General features: G+C 66.7%; 15 protein-coding genes. 1 reads left to right on the top strand and 14 read right to left on the bottom strand.

All coding sequences use genetic code 11. The annotated features are described in order from the left end of the window. The 3 genes from Q0319_RS19130 to Q0319_RS19120 all read right to left on the bottom strand — a co-directional run. On the bottom strand, positions 1-818 hold an 818-nt coding region (locus Q0319_RS19130), incomplete at its 3' end, for an extracellular solute-binding protein (protein WP_299455225.1). After that, positions 815-1,591: a phosphate ABC transporter ATP-binding protein gene (locus Q0319_RS19125; protein WP_296463788.1), complete on the bottom strand. Its 777-nt coding sequence runs from the start codon at positions 1,589-1,591 to the stop codon at positions 815-817. The genes Q0319_RS19130 and Q0319_RS19125, both read right to left, overlap by 4 nt. Further along, the gene (locus Q0319_RS19120) at positions 1,588-2,331 is read right to left on the bottom strand and encodes an ABC transporter permease (RefSeq protein ID WP_299455221.1); all 744 of its coding nucleotides are present in this window, start codon (positions 2,329-2,331) and stop codon (positions 1,588-1,590) included. The genes Q0319_RS19125 and Q0319_RS19120 overlap by 4 nt, the downstream gene beginning before the upstream one ends. A gap of 184 nt (positions 2,332-2,515) precedes the next feature. Here Q0319_RS19120 and Q0319_RS19115 point away from each other — a divergent pair, with 184 nt between their 5' ends. Beyond that, positions 2,516-3,625 (top strand): substrate-binding domain-containing protein, encoded by a 1,110-nt coding sequence (locus Q0319_RS19115; protein WP_296463792.1) that lies wholly within the window; start codon positions 2,516-2,518, stop codon positions 3,623-3,625. A 60-nt stretch (positions 3,626-3,685) separates the two neighbouring features. Here Q0319_RS19115 and Q0319_RS19110 read toward each other — a convergent pair whose 3' ends face one another. The 11 genes from Q0319_RS19110 to Q0319_RS19060 all read right to left on the bottom strand — a co-directional run bounded on the left by Q0319_RS19110 (position 3,686) and on the right by Q0319_RS19060 (position 14,501). After that, entirely contained in the window at positions 3,686-4,561 is an 876-nt protein-coding gene (locus tag Q0319_RS19110) for a formate dehydrogenase accessory sulfurtransferase FdhD (RefSeq protein WP_299455218.1), read from the bottom strand. After that, positions 4,558-4,935 (bottom strand): hypothetical protein, encoded by a 378-nt coding sequence (locus Q0319_RS19105; RefSeq protein WP_296463796.1) that lies wholly within the window; start codon positions 4,933-4,935, stop codon positions 4,558-4,560. The genes Q0319_RS19110 and Q0319_RS19105 overlap by 4 nt, the downstream gene beginning before the upstream one ends. A gap of 51 nt (positions 4,936-4,986) precedes the next feature. Next, positions 4,987-6,156 (bottom strand): formate dehydrogenase subunit gamma, encoded by a 1,170-nt coding sequence (locus Q0319_RS19100; RefSeq protein ID WP_296463799.1) that lies wholly within the window; start codon positions 6,154-6,156, stop codon positions 4,987-4,989. A gap of 12 nt (positions 6,157-6,168) precedes the next feature. Beyond that, a complete protein-coding gene (locus Q0319_RS19095) occupies positions 6,169-6,405 on the bottom strand; it encodes a hypothetical protein (protein ID WP_296463801.1) in 237 nt (78 codons plus the stop codon). After that, a complete protein-coding gene (gene fdh3B / locus Q0319_RS19090) occupies positions 6,405-7,046 on the bottom strand; it encodes a formate dehydrogenase FDH3 subunit beta (protein ID WP_296463804.1) in 642 nt (213 codons plus the stop codon). The genes Q0319_RS19095 and fdh3B overlap by 1 nt, the downstream gene beginning before the upstream one ends. Before the next feature lie 9 nt (positions 7,047-7,055). Continuing rightward, complete coding sequence (locus Q0319_RS19085; protein WP_296463806.1) at positions 7,056-10,034, bottom strand: formate dehydrogenase subunit alpha; 2,979 nt, start codon at positions 10,032-10,034, stop codon at positions 7,056-7,058. 15 nt (positions 10,035-10,049) lie between these two features. Next, positions 10,050-10,253, bottom strand: a complete 204-nt coding sequence (locus tag Q0319_RS19080) for a formate dehydrogenase (RefSeq protein ID WP_296463808.1) — start codon at positions 10,251-10,253, stop codon at positions 10,050-10,052. A gap of 176 nt (positions 10,254-10,429) precedes the next feature. After that, positions 10,430-11,059, bottom strand: a complete 630-nt coding sequence (locus Q0319_RS19075; protein WP_296463810.1) for a molecular chaperone TorD family protein — start codon at positions 11,057-11,059, stop codon at positions 10,430-10,432. Further along, on the bottom strand, positions 11,056-13,152 hold the full coding sequence (locus tag Q0319_RS19070) for a 4Fe-4S binding protein (RefSeq protein WP_296463812.1): 2,097 nt from the start codon (positions 13,150-13,152) through the stop codon (positions 11,056-11,058). Before Q0319_RS19070 ends, Q0319_RS19075 begins: the two co-directional genes overlap by 4 nt. A gap of 16 nt (positions 13,153-13,168) precedes the next feature. Next, positions 13,169-13,888, bottom strand: coding sequence for a DUF3306 domain-containing protein (locus Q0319_RS19065; RefSeq protein WP_296463814.1), 720 nt, complete (start codon positions 13,886-13,888; stop codon positions 13,169-13,171). Between the two features lie 55 nt (positions 13,889-13,943). After that, a complete protein-coding gene (locus Q0319_RS19060) occupies positions 13,944-14,501 on the bottom strand; it encodes a DUF3305 domain-containing protein (RefSeq protein WP_296463816.1) in 558 nt (185 codons plus the stop codon). Positions 14,502-14,516: the final 15 nt, after the last annotated feature.

Here is a 14,516-nt window from a genome sequence, read left to right as displayed (position 1 = left end):
TTGGCATTCGGGAAAAACAGCTGCTGGCCGTCAATCTTGTAGCTGGCAATGGTTTGCTGCCCCGCGGGCGAGATGACCCAATCCACGAATTTCTGCGCGGCGGCTGCCTTCACGTGCGGATGCTTGGCGGGATTGACCACCATGACGCCGTATTGGTTGAAGAGCCGCTCGTCGCCTTCGACTAGGATGGTGAGGTCGCCGCGGTTCTTGAAGCTGAGCCAGGTGCCGCGGTCGGAGAGCACGTAGGCGCCGGTCGAAGACGCCATGTTGAGGGCCGGACCCATGCCGCAGCCGCACGCCTTGTAGCCATTGCCTTTCTTGTCGTCCAGGCCGGCTTCTTTCCAGTAGCGCAGTTCGGCCATGTGCGTGCCGCTGCGGTCGCCGCGGGAGATGAACGGCGCGTTGGCGGCGGAGACTTTCTTGAGCGCTTGGATGATGTCCTTGCCCTTCACGCCGGCGGGATCCGAGGCCGGGCCCACCAGCACGAAGTCGTTGTACATGACGGGATAGCGCTTGACGCCGTAGCCTTCGGCGACGAATTTCTCTTCGGCGGCCTGGTCGTGCACGAATAGCACGTCGGCATCGCCGCGCCGGCCCGTGTCCAAGGCTTGCCCCGTGCCTTGCGCGACGACCTTGATGTCGATGCCGCTGGCTTGCTTGAACGCCGGCAGGAGGTGGGAGAACAAGCCGGATTGTTCGGTCGAGGTGGTCGAGGCCATGACGATGGTCTCGGCCGCGGCGGGTAGGCTGGCGAGGCCGGTGGCCACGGGCAGCAGCCATGACGCGAAGATACGGCCAAGGTGCGGGATGCGCTTCATATTTTTTCTCCTTTCACGAATAAGGCGGCTTCTTCGGGCAGCGGCCCGTTGAAGAACGAATCGACGGGGAGGTCCGCGAGTATGCGGCCTTGCTCGAGGTAGATGACGCGGCTGGCCAGGCGCTTGACCTGCCCCAGGTTGTGGCTGCTGAACACCATGGTCACGGGCCGGCCGGCGCGCGGCTGGGCGAATTCGTGCATGAGCGCCTCGACTTCGCGTTTGGCGTGCGGGTCGAGATTGGCGGTGGGTTCGTCCAGGAGCAGGGCTTCGGGATCGAGCGCCCATGCTTGCGCGAGGGCCACGCGCTGTTGCTGGCCGCCTGACAAGGCCCTGGCGTTGCGCCCGGCCAGTCCGGCCATGTCCACGCGCGCCAGGGCATCCAAGGCGGCCTGCCGCGCAGCGCGCCACTTCATGCCGCGCAGCCACAGCCCGAGCGCGACGTTGTTCTGCACGGAGGTGCGCAGCATGTGTGGACGCTGGAATACCAGTGCCTGGCGATGACGGGGCACGCACGTGGCGACGCCTGCCGTCGGCGCGAGCAGGCCGTGCAGCACCCGCAGCAGCGTGCTCTTGCCGCTGCCGTTCGAACCGACGAGGGCCACGCGCTCGCCTGCATGGACCACGAGGTCGACCCCGGCCAGGGCTTTCACCGGGCCGTAGTGGAGGTCGACGCCGCGCAGGGTAAATAGCGCCGGGCCGCTGGCTGCCGCCGATCCCGGGAGCGGCGGGGCGAGCCTGGCGGTGAGCGGATGGATCGAGGCCGAGCGCTTCATGTGGTCAGGTCTGGCATGCGTAGCCAGCCGGCGATGCCGGCATCGCGCCGCTCGCGCCAACGGCGCAGCAGGGAGATGAGCGTGTTGAGCACTAGGACGACCACGAGCAGGATGATGCCTAGGGCGAGCGCGAGCGGCAGGTCGCCCTTGCTGGTTTCGAGGGCGATGGCCGTGGTCATGACGCGCGTATAGCCTTCGATGTTGCCGCCCACCACCATGACCGCGCCGACTTCGGAGACGGCGCGCCCGAAGGCGGCAATCAAGATGGTCAATAGCGCAAAGCGCTCGTCCCAGACCAGCAGCAGGCTGCGCATGACGGTGCCCGCGCCGAGCGAGCGCAATTGTTCGCCATGGCTGCGTTCGGCGTCTTCGACGACCTGGCGTGTGAGCGCGGTGACCACGGGCAGCACCAGGATGGCTTGGGCGACCACCATGGCCTTGAAGGAGAACAGCCAGCCGAGGAAGCCTAGCGGCCCGGAGCGGGAAAGCAGCAGGTAGACCACCAGGCCGACGACCACGGACGGCAGGGCGAGCATGGTGTTGAGTACCGTCAGCACGGCTCCGCGGCCGGCGAAGCGCGCGACGCCGAGCCAGGCGCCGAGCACCAGTCCGCCGCTGCAGGCGAGCAGGCAGGCACAGGCGCTGACCGCCAGCGACAGCTTGACGATGTCGATCAGCGTGGGATCAAGAGCGGCGATGAGCCGAAGCGCAGTGAGCGCACTTTCCGTGAGCGTATTCATAGGGACCTTGGTGCGGGGTCCCAGGGTAACGGAGTGTGTCGGGCGATGCGATATGAACAGGATTGCATAGGGCTCGTCGCGTTAGCCTTTGGGCGTTAGGCGCGACCGTTCCTCGCGGCCGGCAACCGTTCTGGCGACGCCCGCAGGCCGCCGCCAGCCCGGGGCGCAGGGCTATACTCCTGCCGTGCATCAAGTCCAACTTTCCTATACCTTCGGCGTTTCCCGCACCGACGGGGCCACCCTGCGCAATCCGTTGATGGATCTGCTGCACGCCATCCGCGAGCACGGCTCCATCTCGGCGGCGGCCAAGGCCCTGGACCTGTCGTACCGGCACGTTTGGGGCGAGCTCAAGCGCTGGGAGCAGGCGCTGGGGCACGCGCTGGTCGTCTGGGAGAAGGGGCAGCCCGCCCGCTTGACGGCGTTCGGCAACAAGTTGCTGTGGGCCGAGCGCCAGGCGCAGGCGCGCCTCGCGCCGCAGATCGGCGCCCTCTATGCCGACCTCGAGCGGGCGTTTGCCGTCGCGTTCGACGATGCCGCCCACGTGGTCTCGTTCCACGCGAGCCACGACGACGCGCTGTCGGCGCTGCGCGAGCATGCGGTGGCCAGCGATAAGCTACACCTCGACATACGCTTTACCGGCAGCGTCGACGCGATCAAGGCCTTGAACGAAGGCCGCTGCGGCATGGCCGGCTTTCACGTGCCCGTCGATTCCCCGCCGGGTTCGCTGGCCGAGCGCACCTATAAGCCGCTGCTGCAGCCCGGGCAACACAAGATCATCGGCTTTGCCCGCCGCAGCCAGGGGCTCATGGTGGCGCGCGGCAATCCGCTCGGCATCCGCGGCCTGGCAGACCTCGCGCGGCCTGGGGTGCGATACGTCAATCGTTCGTTGGGCACTGGCACCCGCCTGCTGCTCGATGAGCTGCTGGCGCGCGAAGGCGTGTCACCCGCCAGCGTGAACGGCTATGACCACGCCGAGCCGTCGCATGCGGCCGTGGCGCACGCCGTGGCCTCCGGGGCGGCGGACGCCGGCCTGGGCATAGAAATCGCAGCCCGGGCGCACCGGCTGGATTTCATTCCCCTGATATCGGAAAGCTATTTCCTGGTTTGCCTGAAATCGACGCTCGACCAGCCTGCCACGCAGGCTTTATTGGGCGTCTTGCGCAGTGAGGCCTGGCAACGCAGGCTCGCGGCCATGCCTGGCTATGAGCCGTTGCAGAGCGGAGAAGTACTTGCCATGCACCGCGTGTTGCCATGGTGGCATTTCCGCACGCCCAAGCGGGGCAAGCGCCACTGAGGTTTACCCTTGATGCTTCCCCCAGCCCTCGAAGGCGAAGGGTCCGGTTCGTCTGCCTAGTCAGGCACCTTGGGCGACCGGACGGGCGGGGCGCCGGGGGCCGGCCAGTTCCGTCTGCAGCACGAGCCGCCAGGGGGCGGTATAGCAAACGAAGTGCTTGTTCGTCGCGCGGCCGATGGCGCACAGGCCGAGGCGTTCGGCCAGCTCATAACCCATTTGCGTCATGCCGCTGCGCGAGACGACGATGGGGATGCCCATCTGCGCCGCCTTGATCACCATTTCGCTGGTGAGCCGGCCGGTGGTGTAGAAGATCTTGTCGTCGCCTGCCATGTCGGCAGGGTCCTGCAGCCACATCCAGCCGGCGATGGTGTCGATGGCGTTGTGGCGGCCCACGTCTTCGACGAACATCAGCATGTGCTCACCGCGGAACAGCGCGCAGCCATGCACCGAGCCGGCCGATTTGTAGGTGGTTTCCTGCACGCGGATGGCATCGAGCAGGCCGTAGAGCTGCGCCTGCGTGAGGCGCGCCTCGGCAGGCAGCCGGATTTCCTCGAGTTCGTCCATCAGCCCGCCGAACACGCTTCCCTGTCCGCACCCTGTGGTGACTACGCGCTGCGCAGTGCGCGCTTCGATGTCTTGGATGCCCCGGCGCGTCTGCACCGCGGCGGCATTGACTTCCCAATCGACGGTGACGGCTTCGACGTCTTCGATGGAGCGCACGAGCCGCTGGTTGCGCAGGTAGCCGAGGACGAGCAGCTCGGGCATCGCGCCCAGCGTCATCAGCGTGACCAGCTCACGTTTGTCGACGTAGACCGTGAGCGAGCGCTCGGCCGGAATGGAGATGACGCTGCGCTCGCCGTATTCGTTGACGACGGTGATTTCGCGGGTCAGTGGTGCGCTGGCCGAGGTTAGGAAAGGGCGATGCGGCGAGCTCACTGCTTGGGTTCGGAGGCGGCGTCGGGCGTCTTGGTGTTGTGGGGCGAGGAGGCCGTGCCCGACGGGGAGTGCGCGCCGGCGGCTTCGAGCGGTTTATCTTCCGGCGGCGTGTAGGTGAATGGGCCAGGGTCCGCGCATGCGGGCGTGGCCACGGGCTGGGGCATGGGCTTGCCGGCCGCCTGGAGGTTCGCGAAATAGGCGCTGGCGACCCGGTTCTGGGCCTGGCAGAGCTTGTAGCTGTCGACCTTGGCGGACCAGGCGGCGCGGGCTGCCGCTTCCGCAGCCTTGGCCTTCGCTTCGGGAGAAGGCGCCGGCAGCTTGGCCAGGGCGGCGCTGGAGACGAAAGCAAGTAACAGGGCGAGAGCGGTTTTCATGCGTAGTCTCCTGCGGCCATGGCAGCGCGCCATGGCCCTTTGGATGATCGATCAGGCGTTGGCCGGCCGGGCATCCGGTTTTTTCGACCGGGGCTGCGTGCGCTGGGCCGGGATCTTGCCTGCCTGGATATCGTTGTACCAGAGTTCGTGGTGTTCGCGCGCCCAGGTCTCATCCACGTAGCCGGTCTTCATGGCCTTGTAGGCGCCCTTCATGCCTATGGTGCCGAGATAGATGTGGCCGAGGAACATGCACATCATCAGGATCGTGGCCACGGCATGGATCATGTGGGCGACCTGCATCGTGCCCCGCGTGTAGACCAAGCCGGGGAGGACGCGGTCGAGCACGAGGCCCGAGCCCACGACGATGAAGCCCAGGAACATCACGCCGCCCCAGAACACGAGCTTTTCGCCGGCGTTGAATCGCCCGGAGGGCACGTGCTGGCCGTTGAAGAGGCCGCCGCCCTTGCGCAGCCAGGTGAGGTCCTCGCGCTTGGGCAGGTTGTCGCGGATGAAGGTGAAGAACACCACCAGCAACGAGACCGCGAACAAGGGGCCGACGAAGTTGTGCGCCGTCTTGAGCGCCCAGGTCATCCAGCCGAACAGCGCGCTGCCCATGATGGGCAGCAGGAAGAACTTGCCGAAGGCCATGACCAGCCCGGAGACGGCCAGCACGACGAAGGCGACCGCATTGACCCAGTGCGCCGCGCGCTCGAAATAGGTGAAGCGCTCGATCTTGCGGCCGGTTTCCGCGCCATGGACGGTGATGGGGCCCTTGGCGAAGTAGAACAGCGCGATGGCCACCAAGACGATCAGGAGCAGCGAGCCGCCGTACGGGATGATCCAATCGTTGCGCACCTGGCGCCAGGCTTCCCCGGCCGAGGTGTATTTCGAGCCGGGGTATTGCACGAAGCGCTGGATCAGCACGCCGGCCTCCGGCGCCTGGCTGTGGGGCAGGCTGCTATAGCCCGGCTGGCCCGAGTTGACCAGGCGCCAGTGCGGCGCGTTGTTGCCCGGCTGGACCTGGGCACGCTGCGCGTTGGTCTGTTCGGCGTAACCCGGTTCCTGGCTGGCGTCGGGCTTGACCTCGAAGATATTGGCGCTCTGGATGGCGCCCATCGAGGTATTGCCCGACGGCTGCGGTGCGGCATCGGCCGCGTGAGCAGCCATGGGCCCCAGCGTGGCGCCGCACAGGGCGAGCGCGGCGAATAATGACCGTAGCATGGCGTCCTCCGGTCAGTTGCTGACGCGTGAATAGTCGTTCTGGCCGCGCTGGGCGCGTGTCTTGAGCTCCTGCTCCCAGCTGTTGCGGTCGCCGGGCGTCCAGCCCGGCGCGGTGAACGCCTGCACGCCCGTGCCTTCGTACGCGGGCTTGCCGTTTTCGACCTTGCCTTGGTAGAGCGATTGATCCCGTTCGGTGCAGGCGGCCGTGCCGAGCACGAGCGCAATGGCGAGGAAGGTGGCGGCTCTCATCACTTGCCTCCGTTCGCAGGTGCGTTCGACTGGGTGCCTTGCGGCTGGCCTGCCTGCTTGGAGCCGTAGGCGGTGCCCCAGCCCCAGACTTCGGCGCCCTTGCCGCGCGTGACCACGCGGGTGCGGAAGATGTCGGCGATCACGTCGCCGTCGCCCGCGAGCAGGGCCTTGGTCGAGCACATTTCGGCACAGGCCGGCAGCTTGCCTTCGGCCAAGCGGTTGCGCCCGTACTTCTTGAACTCTGCCTCGCTGCCATGGGCCTCGGGGCCGCCGGCGCAGAAGGTGCATTTATCCATCTTGCCGCGCACGCCGAAGGTCCCCTGCGAGGGGAACTGCGGGGCGCCGAACGGACAGGCGTAGGAGCAGTAGCCGCAGCCGATGCAGGTGTCCTTGTTGTGCAGCACCACGCCTTCATCGGTGTGGTAGAAGCAGTTGACCGGACAGACCGCCATGCAGGGCGCGTCACTGCAGTGCATGCAGGCCACCGAGATGGATTTTTCGCCCGGCACGCCGTCGTTGAGCGTGACGACCCGCCGGCGGTTGACGCCCCAGGGGACTTCGTGCTCGTTCTTGCACGCCGTGACGCAGGCGTTGCACTCGATGCAGCGCTCAGCATCGCAGATGAACTTCATTCTGGCCATGGCGCGCTCCTATGCCTTCTCGATGTTGCAGATGGTGGTCTTGGATTCCTGCATCATGGTGACGCAGTCGTAGCCGTAGGTGGTCGCGGTGTTGACCGCCTCGCCGCGCACGACGGGGGCCGCCCCCTCGGGGTAGTACTCCAGGAGGTCCTTGCCCTGCCAGCGTCCGGCGAAGTGGAACGGCATGAAGGCCGTATCCGGCGCAACCCGTTCGGTCACGAGGGCCTGGACGTTCAGGCGTGCGCCGGTGGGTGTGACGACCCACACGCGTGAGCCGTTGGTAATGCCGCGTTCGGCAGCCGCCTTCGGGTGGATCTCCACGAAGGATTCCTGCTGCAGCTCGGCCAGCCAGGGATTGGACCGGGTCTCGTCCCCGCCGCCCTCGTATTCGACCAAGCGGCCCGAGGTGAGGATGAGGGGGAACTTCTCGTGCAGCTTGTCGGCGATGTTCTTCTGTTGTACGGACTTGTACAGCGTGGGCAGGCGCCAGAAGGTCTTGATGTCGTCGTGCGTCGGGTACTTGGCCATGAGGTCCGGGCGAGTCCCGTAGAGCGGCTCCCGGTGTTGCGGGATGGGATCCGGGAAGTTCCAGACCACGGCGCGCGCCTTGGCGTTGCCGAACGGATGGCAGCCGTGATTCTTCATCACGACGCGGATGATGCCGCCCGAGAGGTCGGTCTTCCAGTTCTTGCCTTCGGCCTCGGCTTTTTCGGCTTCGGTGAGCTCATCCCACCAGCCGAGCTTCTTGAGCAGCACGTGGTCGAATTCCGGGTAGCCGGTCGGGATGTCGGCACCCTTGGAGTGCGATCCGTCTTCGGCCAGCAGGCTCACGCCATTGCGCTCGACGCCGAAGTTGGCGCGGAAGTTGCCGCCGCCTTCCATGACGTGCTTGCTGGTGTCGTACAGGTTGGGCGAGCCGGGGTGCTTGAGTTCCGGCGTGCCGAAGCAGGGCCAGGGCAGGCCGAAGTAATCGCCGGCGATGTCGTATCCCGTTTCCTTGTCGACCAGGCTGCCTTTCGCCCGCAGCGTGCGCACGTCGAACGCGTGCATGAGGCGCATGTGGGCCTTGAGGCGCTCGGGGCTTTGGCCGGTATAGCCGATGGTCCAGGTGCTGCGGTTGATTTCGCGCAGGATGTCTTCCGGCACGGGCTCGTCCATGCCCTTGACCTTCTGCATCTTGTAGTTCTTGCACAGCTCGTTGCCGAAGCCGAGCTTCTGCGCAAGCTGGTACATGATCATGTGGTCGGTGCGGCTCTCCCAGAGCGGCTCGATGACCTTCTCGCGCCACTGCAGCGAGCGGTTCGATGCGGTACAGGATCCGCTGGTCTCGAACTGCGTGGCCGCGGGCAGCAGGTAGACGGCGCGGTTGGGGTTGAGGTCTTCGCTGCGCCCGGGCATGGCGGCCATGGCGGCCGTGGCCGAGGGATAGGGATCGATCACGACCAGCAGGTCGAGCTTGTCCATGGCCCGCTTCATTTCCAGGCCGCGCGTCTGCGAGTTGGGCGCATGGCCCCAGAAGATGACGGCGCGCAGGTTGGAATCCTGGTCGATGAGCTCGTTGTTCTCGAGCACGCCGTCGATCCAGCGCGAGACGGTGATGCCGGACTTGGTCATCATCTCGGGCGAGGCATAGCGGCTCTTGATCCAGTCGTAGTCGACGCCCCAGACGCGGGCGAAGTGTCGCCAAGAGCCTTCGGCCAAACCGTAGTAGCCGGGCAGCGAGTCAGGGTTGGGACCGACGTCGGTCGCGCCTTGCACGTTGTCGTGGCCGCGGAAGATGTTGGCTCCGCCACCCGAGACGCCGATGTTGCCCAGGGCCAGCTGCACGATGCAGGAGGCGCGAACCATGGCGTTGCCGATGGTGTGCTGGGTCTGGCCCATGCACCACACCAGCGTGCTGGGACGGTTCTCGGCCATGGTCTTGGCGACTTCGTACATCGTGGCTTCGTCCACGCCGCAGACTTCCTCGACTTTGTCCGGCGTCCACTTGGCGAGCACCTCGGCCTTGACTTCGTCCATGCCGTAGACGCGCGCCTTGATGTAGTTCTTGTCTTCCCAGCCGTTCTGGAAGATGTGGTAGAGCAAGCCAAACAGGAAGGCCACGTCGGTGCCGGAGCGGATGCGCACGTGCCGGTCGGCCTTGGCCGCGGTGCGCGTGAAGCGCGGGTCGACCACGATGACCTTGCAGCCGCGCTCCTTGGCATGCAGCAAGTGCAGCATGGAGACCGGGTGGGCTTCGGCGGCGTTCGAACCGATGTAGAGCGCCGCCTTGGCGTTCTGCATGTCGTTGTACGAGTTCGTCATCGCCCCGTAGCCCCAGGTGTTGGCGACGCCGGCGACCGTGGTGGAGTGGCAGATGCGGGCCTGGTGGTCGCAGTTGTTGCTGCCCCAGAAGCTCATGAACTTGCGCAGCAGGTACGACTGCTCATTGCTGTGCTTGGAAGAGCCGACCACGTAGAGCGAGTCGGGGCCGCTTTCCTTGCGCAGCTGCAGCAGCTTGGCCGAGATTTCCTCGAGCGCCGTATCCCAGCTGATGCGCTGGTACTTGCCGTTGACCAGCTTCATCGGATAGCGCAGGCGATGTTCGCCGTGGCCGTGCTCGCGCACCGAGGCGCCCTTGGCGCAATGCGCGCCGAGATTGATGGGCGAGTCGAAGACCGGCTCCTGCCGGACCCAGACGCCGTTCTCGACGACAGCGTCGATGGCGCAGCCCACCGAGCAGTGCGTACAGACGGTGCGCTTGACTTCGACCTTGCCTTTGCCGGTGCCGGCCTGCTGGTCTGCGCTGGCGGCCTCGGCCTTCTTGACCAGGCTCAGCTGCGTGGCGGCGAGGCCGGCGCCGATGCCCACGCCGGAGCGCCGCAGGAACGTGCGGCGGTCCATGGTCGGCAGGGCTTGCGCCATGCCGCGGCGCAGGCTGTGAACGAAGGAGGATGAGGAAGCGGAAGCGCCGGACGGAGCGGCGCTGGGTTTCTTGGTCAGCAACATGCCGTGCTCCGTGGGTTAGACAAGCGTGGTTTTGTAGTAACGCTTGACGTGTTCGGTGACGCTGTAGCCGCCTCCTTTTTCGGGGGCGGGCTTGGCAGCGGCTGAGGGCGCCGGATCCTGGCGAAGGGACGGAGCAACGGCTGCGCCCACGGCGGCAGCGCTCGCGGCGGCAGCGCCTAGGAAGAATCCTCGACGGGATATCTTGGCGTTTTTGGACATGGCTGTCTCCCTGGGAACCGGGGGATATGAAGTGCTTTGCATACTGTACCGCCTGTAACAGTATCCAGGCAAATCCATGCCTGAGTGTTTACCCTTGAAATGCGCGGCAATGCGACGCGGCGCACGCATGAGCGCCGATGTTGCAATGCAATATCTTGCGTCGGTCTCGCAGCGCCTTAGCCCAGCATGTCGAAGCCCTGCGCCTCCACGCTGGCGAAGGCGCGCGTGAATTCTGCCAGGGCGGCGTAAAAGCGCGCGCGCGGATGACCGGCGATCGCGTCGCACATCGCATGCACCCAAGGCTGCAGGTGGCGCGCGAAGAACCGCTGCTGCGTCGAGAGGTTGCAATGCGCCGCGTCGTCGCCGGCGATCAAGTACCGCATGACTTCGCACAGGTAGGCGATGTGATCCTCGGTTTCGCCAACCGAGGGATCTTTCGCCAGGCCTATTTCGGCGAGGTCGTCGCGCAGCTTGACCAAGGACTTTTCGTTCAGGAAGCCGTCTTGGTAGTGCGAGCCGTACAAATACACCTCGGGCTTGCCGAGGCCGCCGAACAAGGCGTCGTATTCGTCCCGCAAGGCCTGGTCGTCTGCGGCGCGGGCCGCTTCGACGAGATCGCGCCAGGGCGTTTCCAGGAAGGCGCCGGCCGTGGGGGCGTCAGTGGCCGCAGCGCGCAGTTTGGCGGCGAACTCCGCATCGGGCGGTGCAAAGTACAGCCTGGCGAGCACGCCGTAGATCTCGGCGCGGGCAATTTCTTCGTCCAGCGAGGCGGAACCGATGTCCGACGGAGAAATGGATGCGTTCATATGTCGGTGATGCGAATTTCGCCGGAGGCGGAGTAGAGATCGACCACGCGGCAATCGCCGCACATTTTCAGGCGCTCGAGGGCTTCGCCCTGGAACATGGGGTGGCCGCCGAGCCGGCCGAGCATGGCCTCGATGGCCTTGCGGGTGCCGAAAGGCTTGCCGCAGCGCACGCAATGGAAGGGCGCGGTTTCGTTCAGGACGCGAGGCTGCTTGCGTTCAGGCGTGAGCAGCAGGCGCGGTTCCAGTTGCAGCGCCCTCTCCGGGCAGGTCTTTACGCACAGGCCGCATTGCGTGCAGTTCTTTTCGACGAACCGCAGCTGCGGCGCCTCGGCGTTGTCCAGCAGCGCGCTGGCCGGGCAGGCGCCCACGCAGCTCATGCACAGCGTGCAGGCCTCTTTGTCGATGGCCAGGCTGCCCAGCAGGGATCCAGCCCCTGGCGCGCCGGCTGGCAGCGGCACCGCTTCGCCTGCCGGGTTGGGCGCGTGCGCGATGAGATGATCGAGCGCCATCTCGAGGGTGCTGCGCTTTTCGCGGACCATGGCGTAGCGCGCGGCTTGCGGCGGCACGACGGGGCGGCGTGCCGCGATCTCCTGCAGGGAGGCGTCGAGCGCTTCCACGGACGCCGGCTGCAGCAGGTGCAGGTGCGGGCCGGTGTAGCCCAGGCCGTCGAGGATGGCCTGGGCCACGCGCATTTGCGATGCGAGGGTCTCGAGGTACTGGGGCGCTTCTTCGTCGGTAGCCAGCACGACCACCTGCGAGGCGCCCAGCGCGATGGCGCCGAGCCAGGCCTCGAGCCCCAGGCTGGCCGTGTGCCAGAGCGACACGGGCATGACGTTGGCCGGGACGCCGTGCCGCTTGCCCAGCCTGGCCTCGCGGCCCAGCCGTTCGACGAGCCGCCGGCCGGATTCCTGGCTGTGGAATAGCAGGACCGGCGCACTGCCGCCCGCCTGCGCATAGGTTGCGAGCAATGTACGCAGCCTGGCGCCTTGGTCCGCGACTGGAGGATAAGAGTAGGTGATCGCGCCGGTGGGGCAAGCCGTGGTGCACGCGCCGCAGCCGACGCAGAGATTGGGATTGACGCGGATCTGCTGGTGGCTTTTGTCGCTTTCGACTGCTTGGGCCGAACAGACGTCCACGCAGGCGCGGCAGCCCACGATGTCGTTGCGGCTGTGGGCGCACAGCGATGGCTTGTAGTCGAAGAATTTGGGTTTCTCGAACTCGCCGACCATCTCCCGCAGTTTCATCAGCGGAGCCGGGTCGGTGCCGTCCCAGCGGAAGTAACCCTGGGGCGGCGCGTGCTGCTCGAACAGGGTTTGCGCCCCCAGTTCCAGGATGAGGTCGAACTGCGCGCGGTGCTGCTGGGCGGGGCGCTCGAAGTCGATGGCGCCTGCGACCTTACAGGCTTGGACGCACGCGCGGTGCGATGTGCAGCGTTCGAGGTCGACCTGGTAGTCAAGCCCGATGGCTGACTCCGGACAGGCCTCGAGGCAGGCGTTGCATCGCGTGCAGAGGTCGAGGTCGATGGGGTTGGACTGGGTCCACGCGAGTTCGAACGCGCCCAGCCAGCCTTGCACGGACTCCAGGCGGCCACTGAGTACCGGATAGCGGCGCTCCTGTTCCCCCCCGGTTGCACCAGGGCCGCGCGCGAAGAGGGTGACATCGAGCGCATCGCTGAGGAGGTCGGCCGCGCGTTCGGCCGCGTCGAGCGGGCCGACGATGAGCAGGCGTCCGGCGCTGCGATAGGTGACCACCGGCACGGGTTCAGGCTCGGGCAGGCGCGCGGCAGCCAGCAATGCGGCCAGCTTGGGCATGGCTTGCGCGGCGTCGCGGCTCCAGCCTCCCGTCTCTCGGATGTTGACGAAGTGCACCGGCGCCGTAGCGCCTTCCGTGTGTTCGGCGACTTCGCCGAATAGCCGCTTTTCCTGCGTACAGGCAACGATGACCGGGTCCGTGCCCGCGACGGCGCGCTGGAACGCGCCTACCTCATGGCGGCAAAGCGTGGAGTGCAGGACCAGCCGTTCATCGAGCGCATCGCCGAGCGACGCCGAATCGAGCGGCATGGTCTTGTTGCAGTCGCAAATCAGTATGGGCATGAAGTTCTCGGCGGCCCTAGGCTTTGCCGTCGGGCGCTGAAAAATCGAATTGCATTTGGCCGTTGCGGGATGCCTCGGCCGAGGTCTCCGACTCTAGCACGGAACGTTCGCCGCCATTGGCGGGCGCCGAAGCCTCGGCTCGTCGCGCCGCGGATGCCTCGCTGGCCTCGGGCGACGGGGCCGGCGCGGGCTGCGCGGGCGGGAGGTTCTCCGGGGTCGCGCTCTCCGGCTCGTCCTCGATGAGCGAGAGCACGCGGGCGCTCACCATTTTCTTGAGCGCGGAAGCGGGCAGGACGGGCGGCGAGGAGTAGTCGTCGATGTATATGTCCAAGCCGTCCATCACATTGTGATGGGGATCGGAGAATAGCTTCTTGAGTGCCGCCAGCTTGACGTCCTGGGCGACGCCCGGCCGCATGAAGGCAGAGAAGTCGGACTGCGGCGTCAGCGCAGCGAGGTCGTCGAGCGTCGGCAGGCGCGGCGAAGAGGCATGCGCTTCGCCTGCGCCGGACTCCAGGGGAGGCGGGCTGGCGTGTGCATCGGTTGCGCGAGGTTCGGGCGCAGGTTGCCCGGCGCGGGACGGCAGGGCGGCGCCTGCCTCCGGCGCCTCGGTGGGCAGTGGAGAGGCGGCGGCATCAGGCGGCGCCGGGCTCGCCGGCGGGTTGGCAGGCATTTCCTTGCGCGAGATAGCCTTGCGCCGCGCCCAGCGACCCAGGAAGCCTTCTTCATCGCGGCTCATGGTGCATCGTCCTCAATCATGGCGAGGCAGGCCGCCTGGTGGGAAGACTTGCCGCTCACGCGTCTTCTCCCTTGCGGCGTTCGCCAGTGCTGATCGAAGCGGGATTCCCGAAGCGGTCCTGCAGCGGGATGAAGCTCACCGGCCGGCGCTTGCGCTTGGGCTCGGCCACGTAGTTCTCCGCCACGAACTCACGCAGCCAGGCCACGACGGGCTCCGGCGCGGGAAGCTGCTCGACGGTTTCCTGCGCATCGAGCAGGCGGCCGGCGTGGTAGTAGCTGAGCGTGACCAGTTGCGGCCGGGCCAGGGGCTCCTCGCAGACGGCCGGAAGCTCTTCCATGCGCCACATCACGAACCAGCACGGCGCATCGGTGGAGGCGTTCAGGTAATAGCCCTCGGCGTCGTCCTTGAGCAGTTCGACCGCATAGCCGGGATGCAGCCAGATTTCGCCGTCGTCGTCCTTGCGCAGGCGGCGGGGCGCTGCGCCGAAACCCGGCTCGGCCGCGATCACGTCGTCCAGCGTCCAGCGCCATTCCTGCCACCGGCTCATGGGGCCGGTCACGCGCTCCTTGCGCATGAGCACGGCAACCTCGAGGCGGGGTGTCGGTGCGCTCATTTCGACCTCGGCATC

The sequence above is a fragment of the uncultured Pigmentiphaga sp. genome (assembly GCF_937950555.1).
GTDB lineage: Bacteria > Pseudomonadota > Gammaproteobacteria > Burkholderiales > Burkholderiaceae_B > Pigmentiphaga.
The sequence above is the reverse complement of the archived record's forward strand: the minus strand, read 5'-3'. Positions and strand labels throughout refer to the sequence as shown.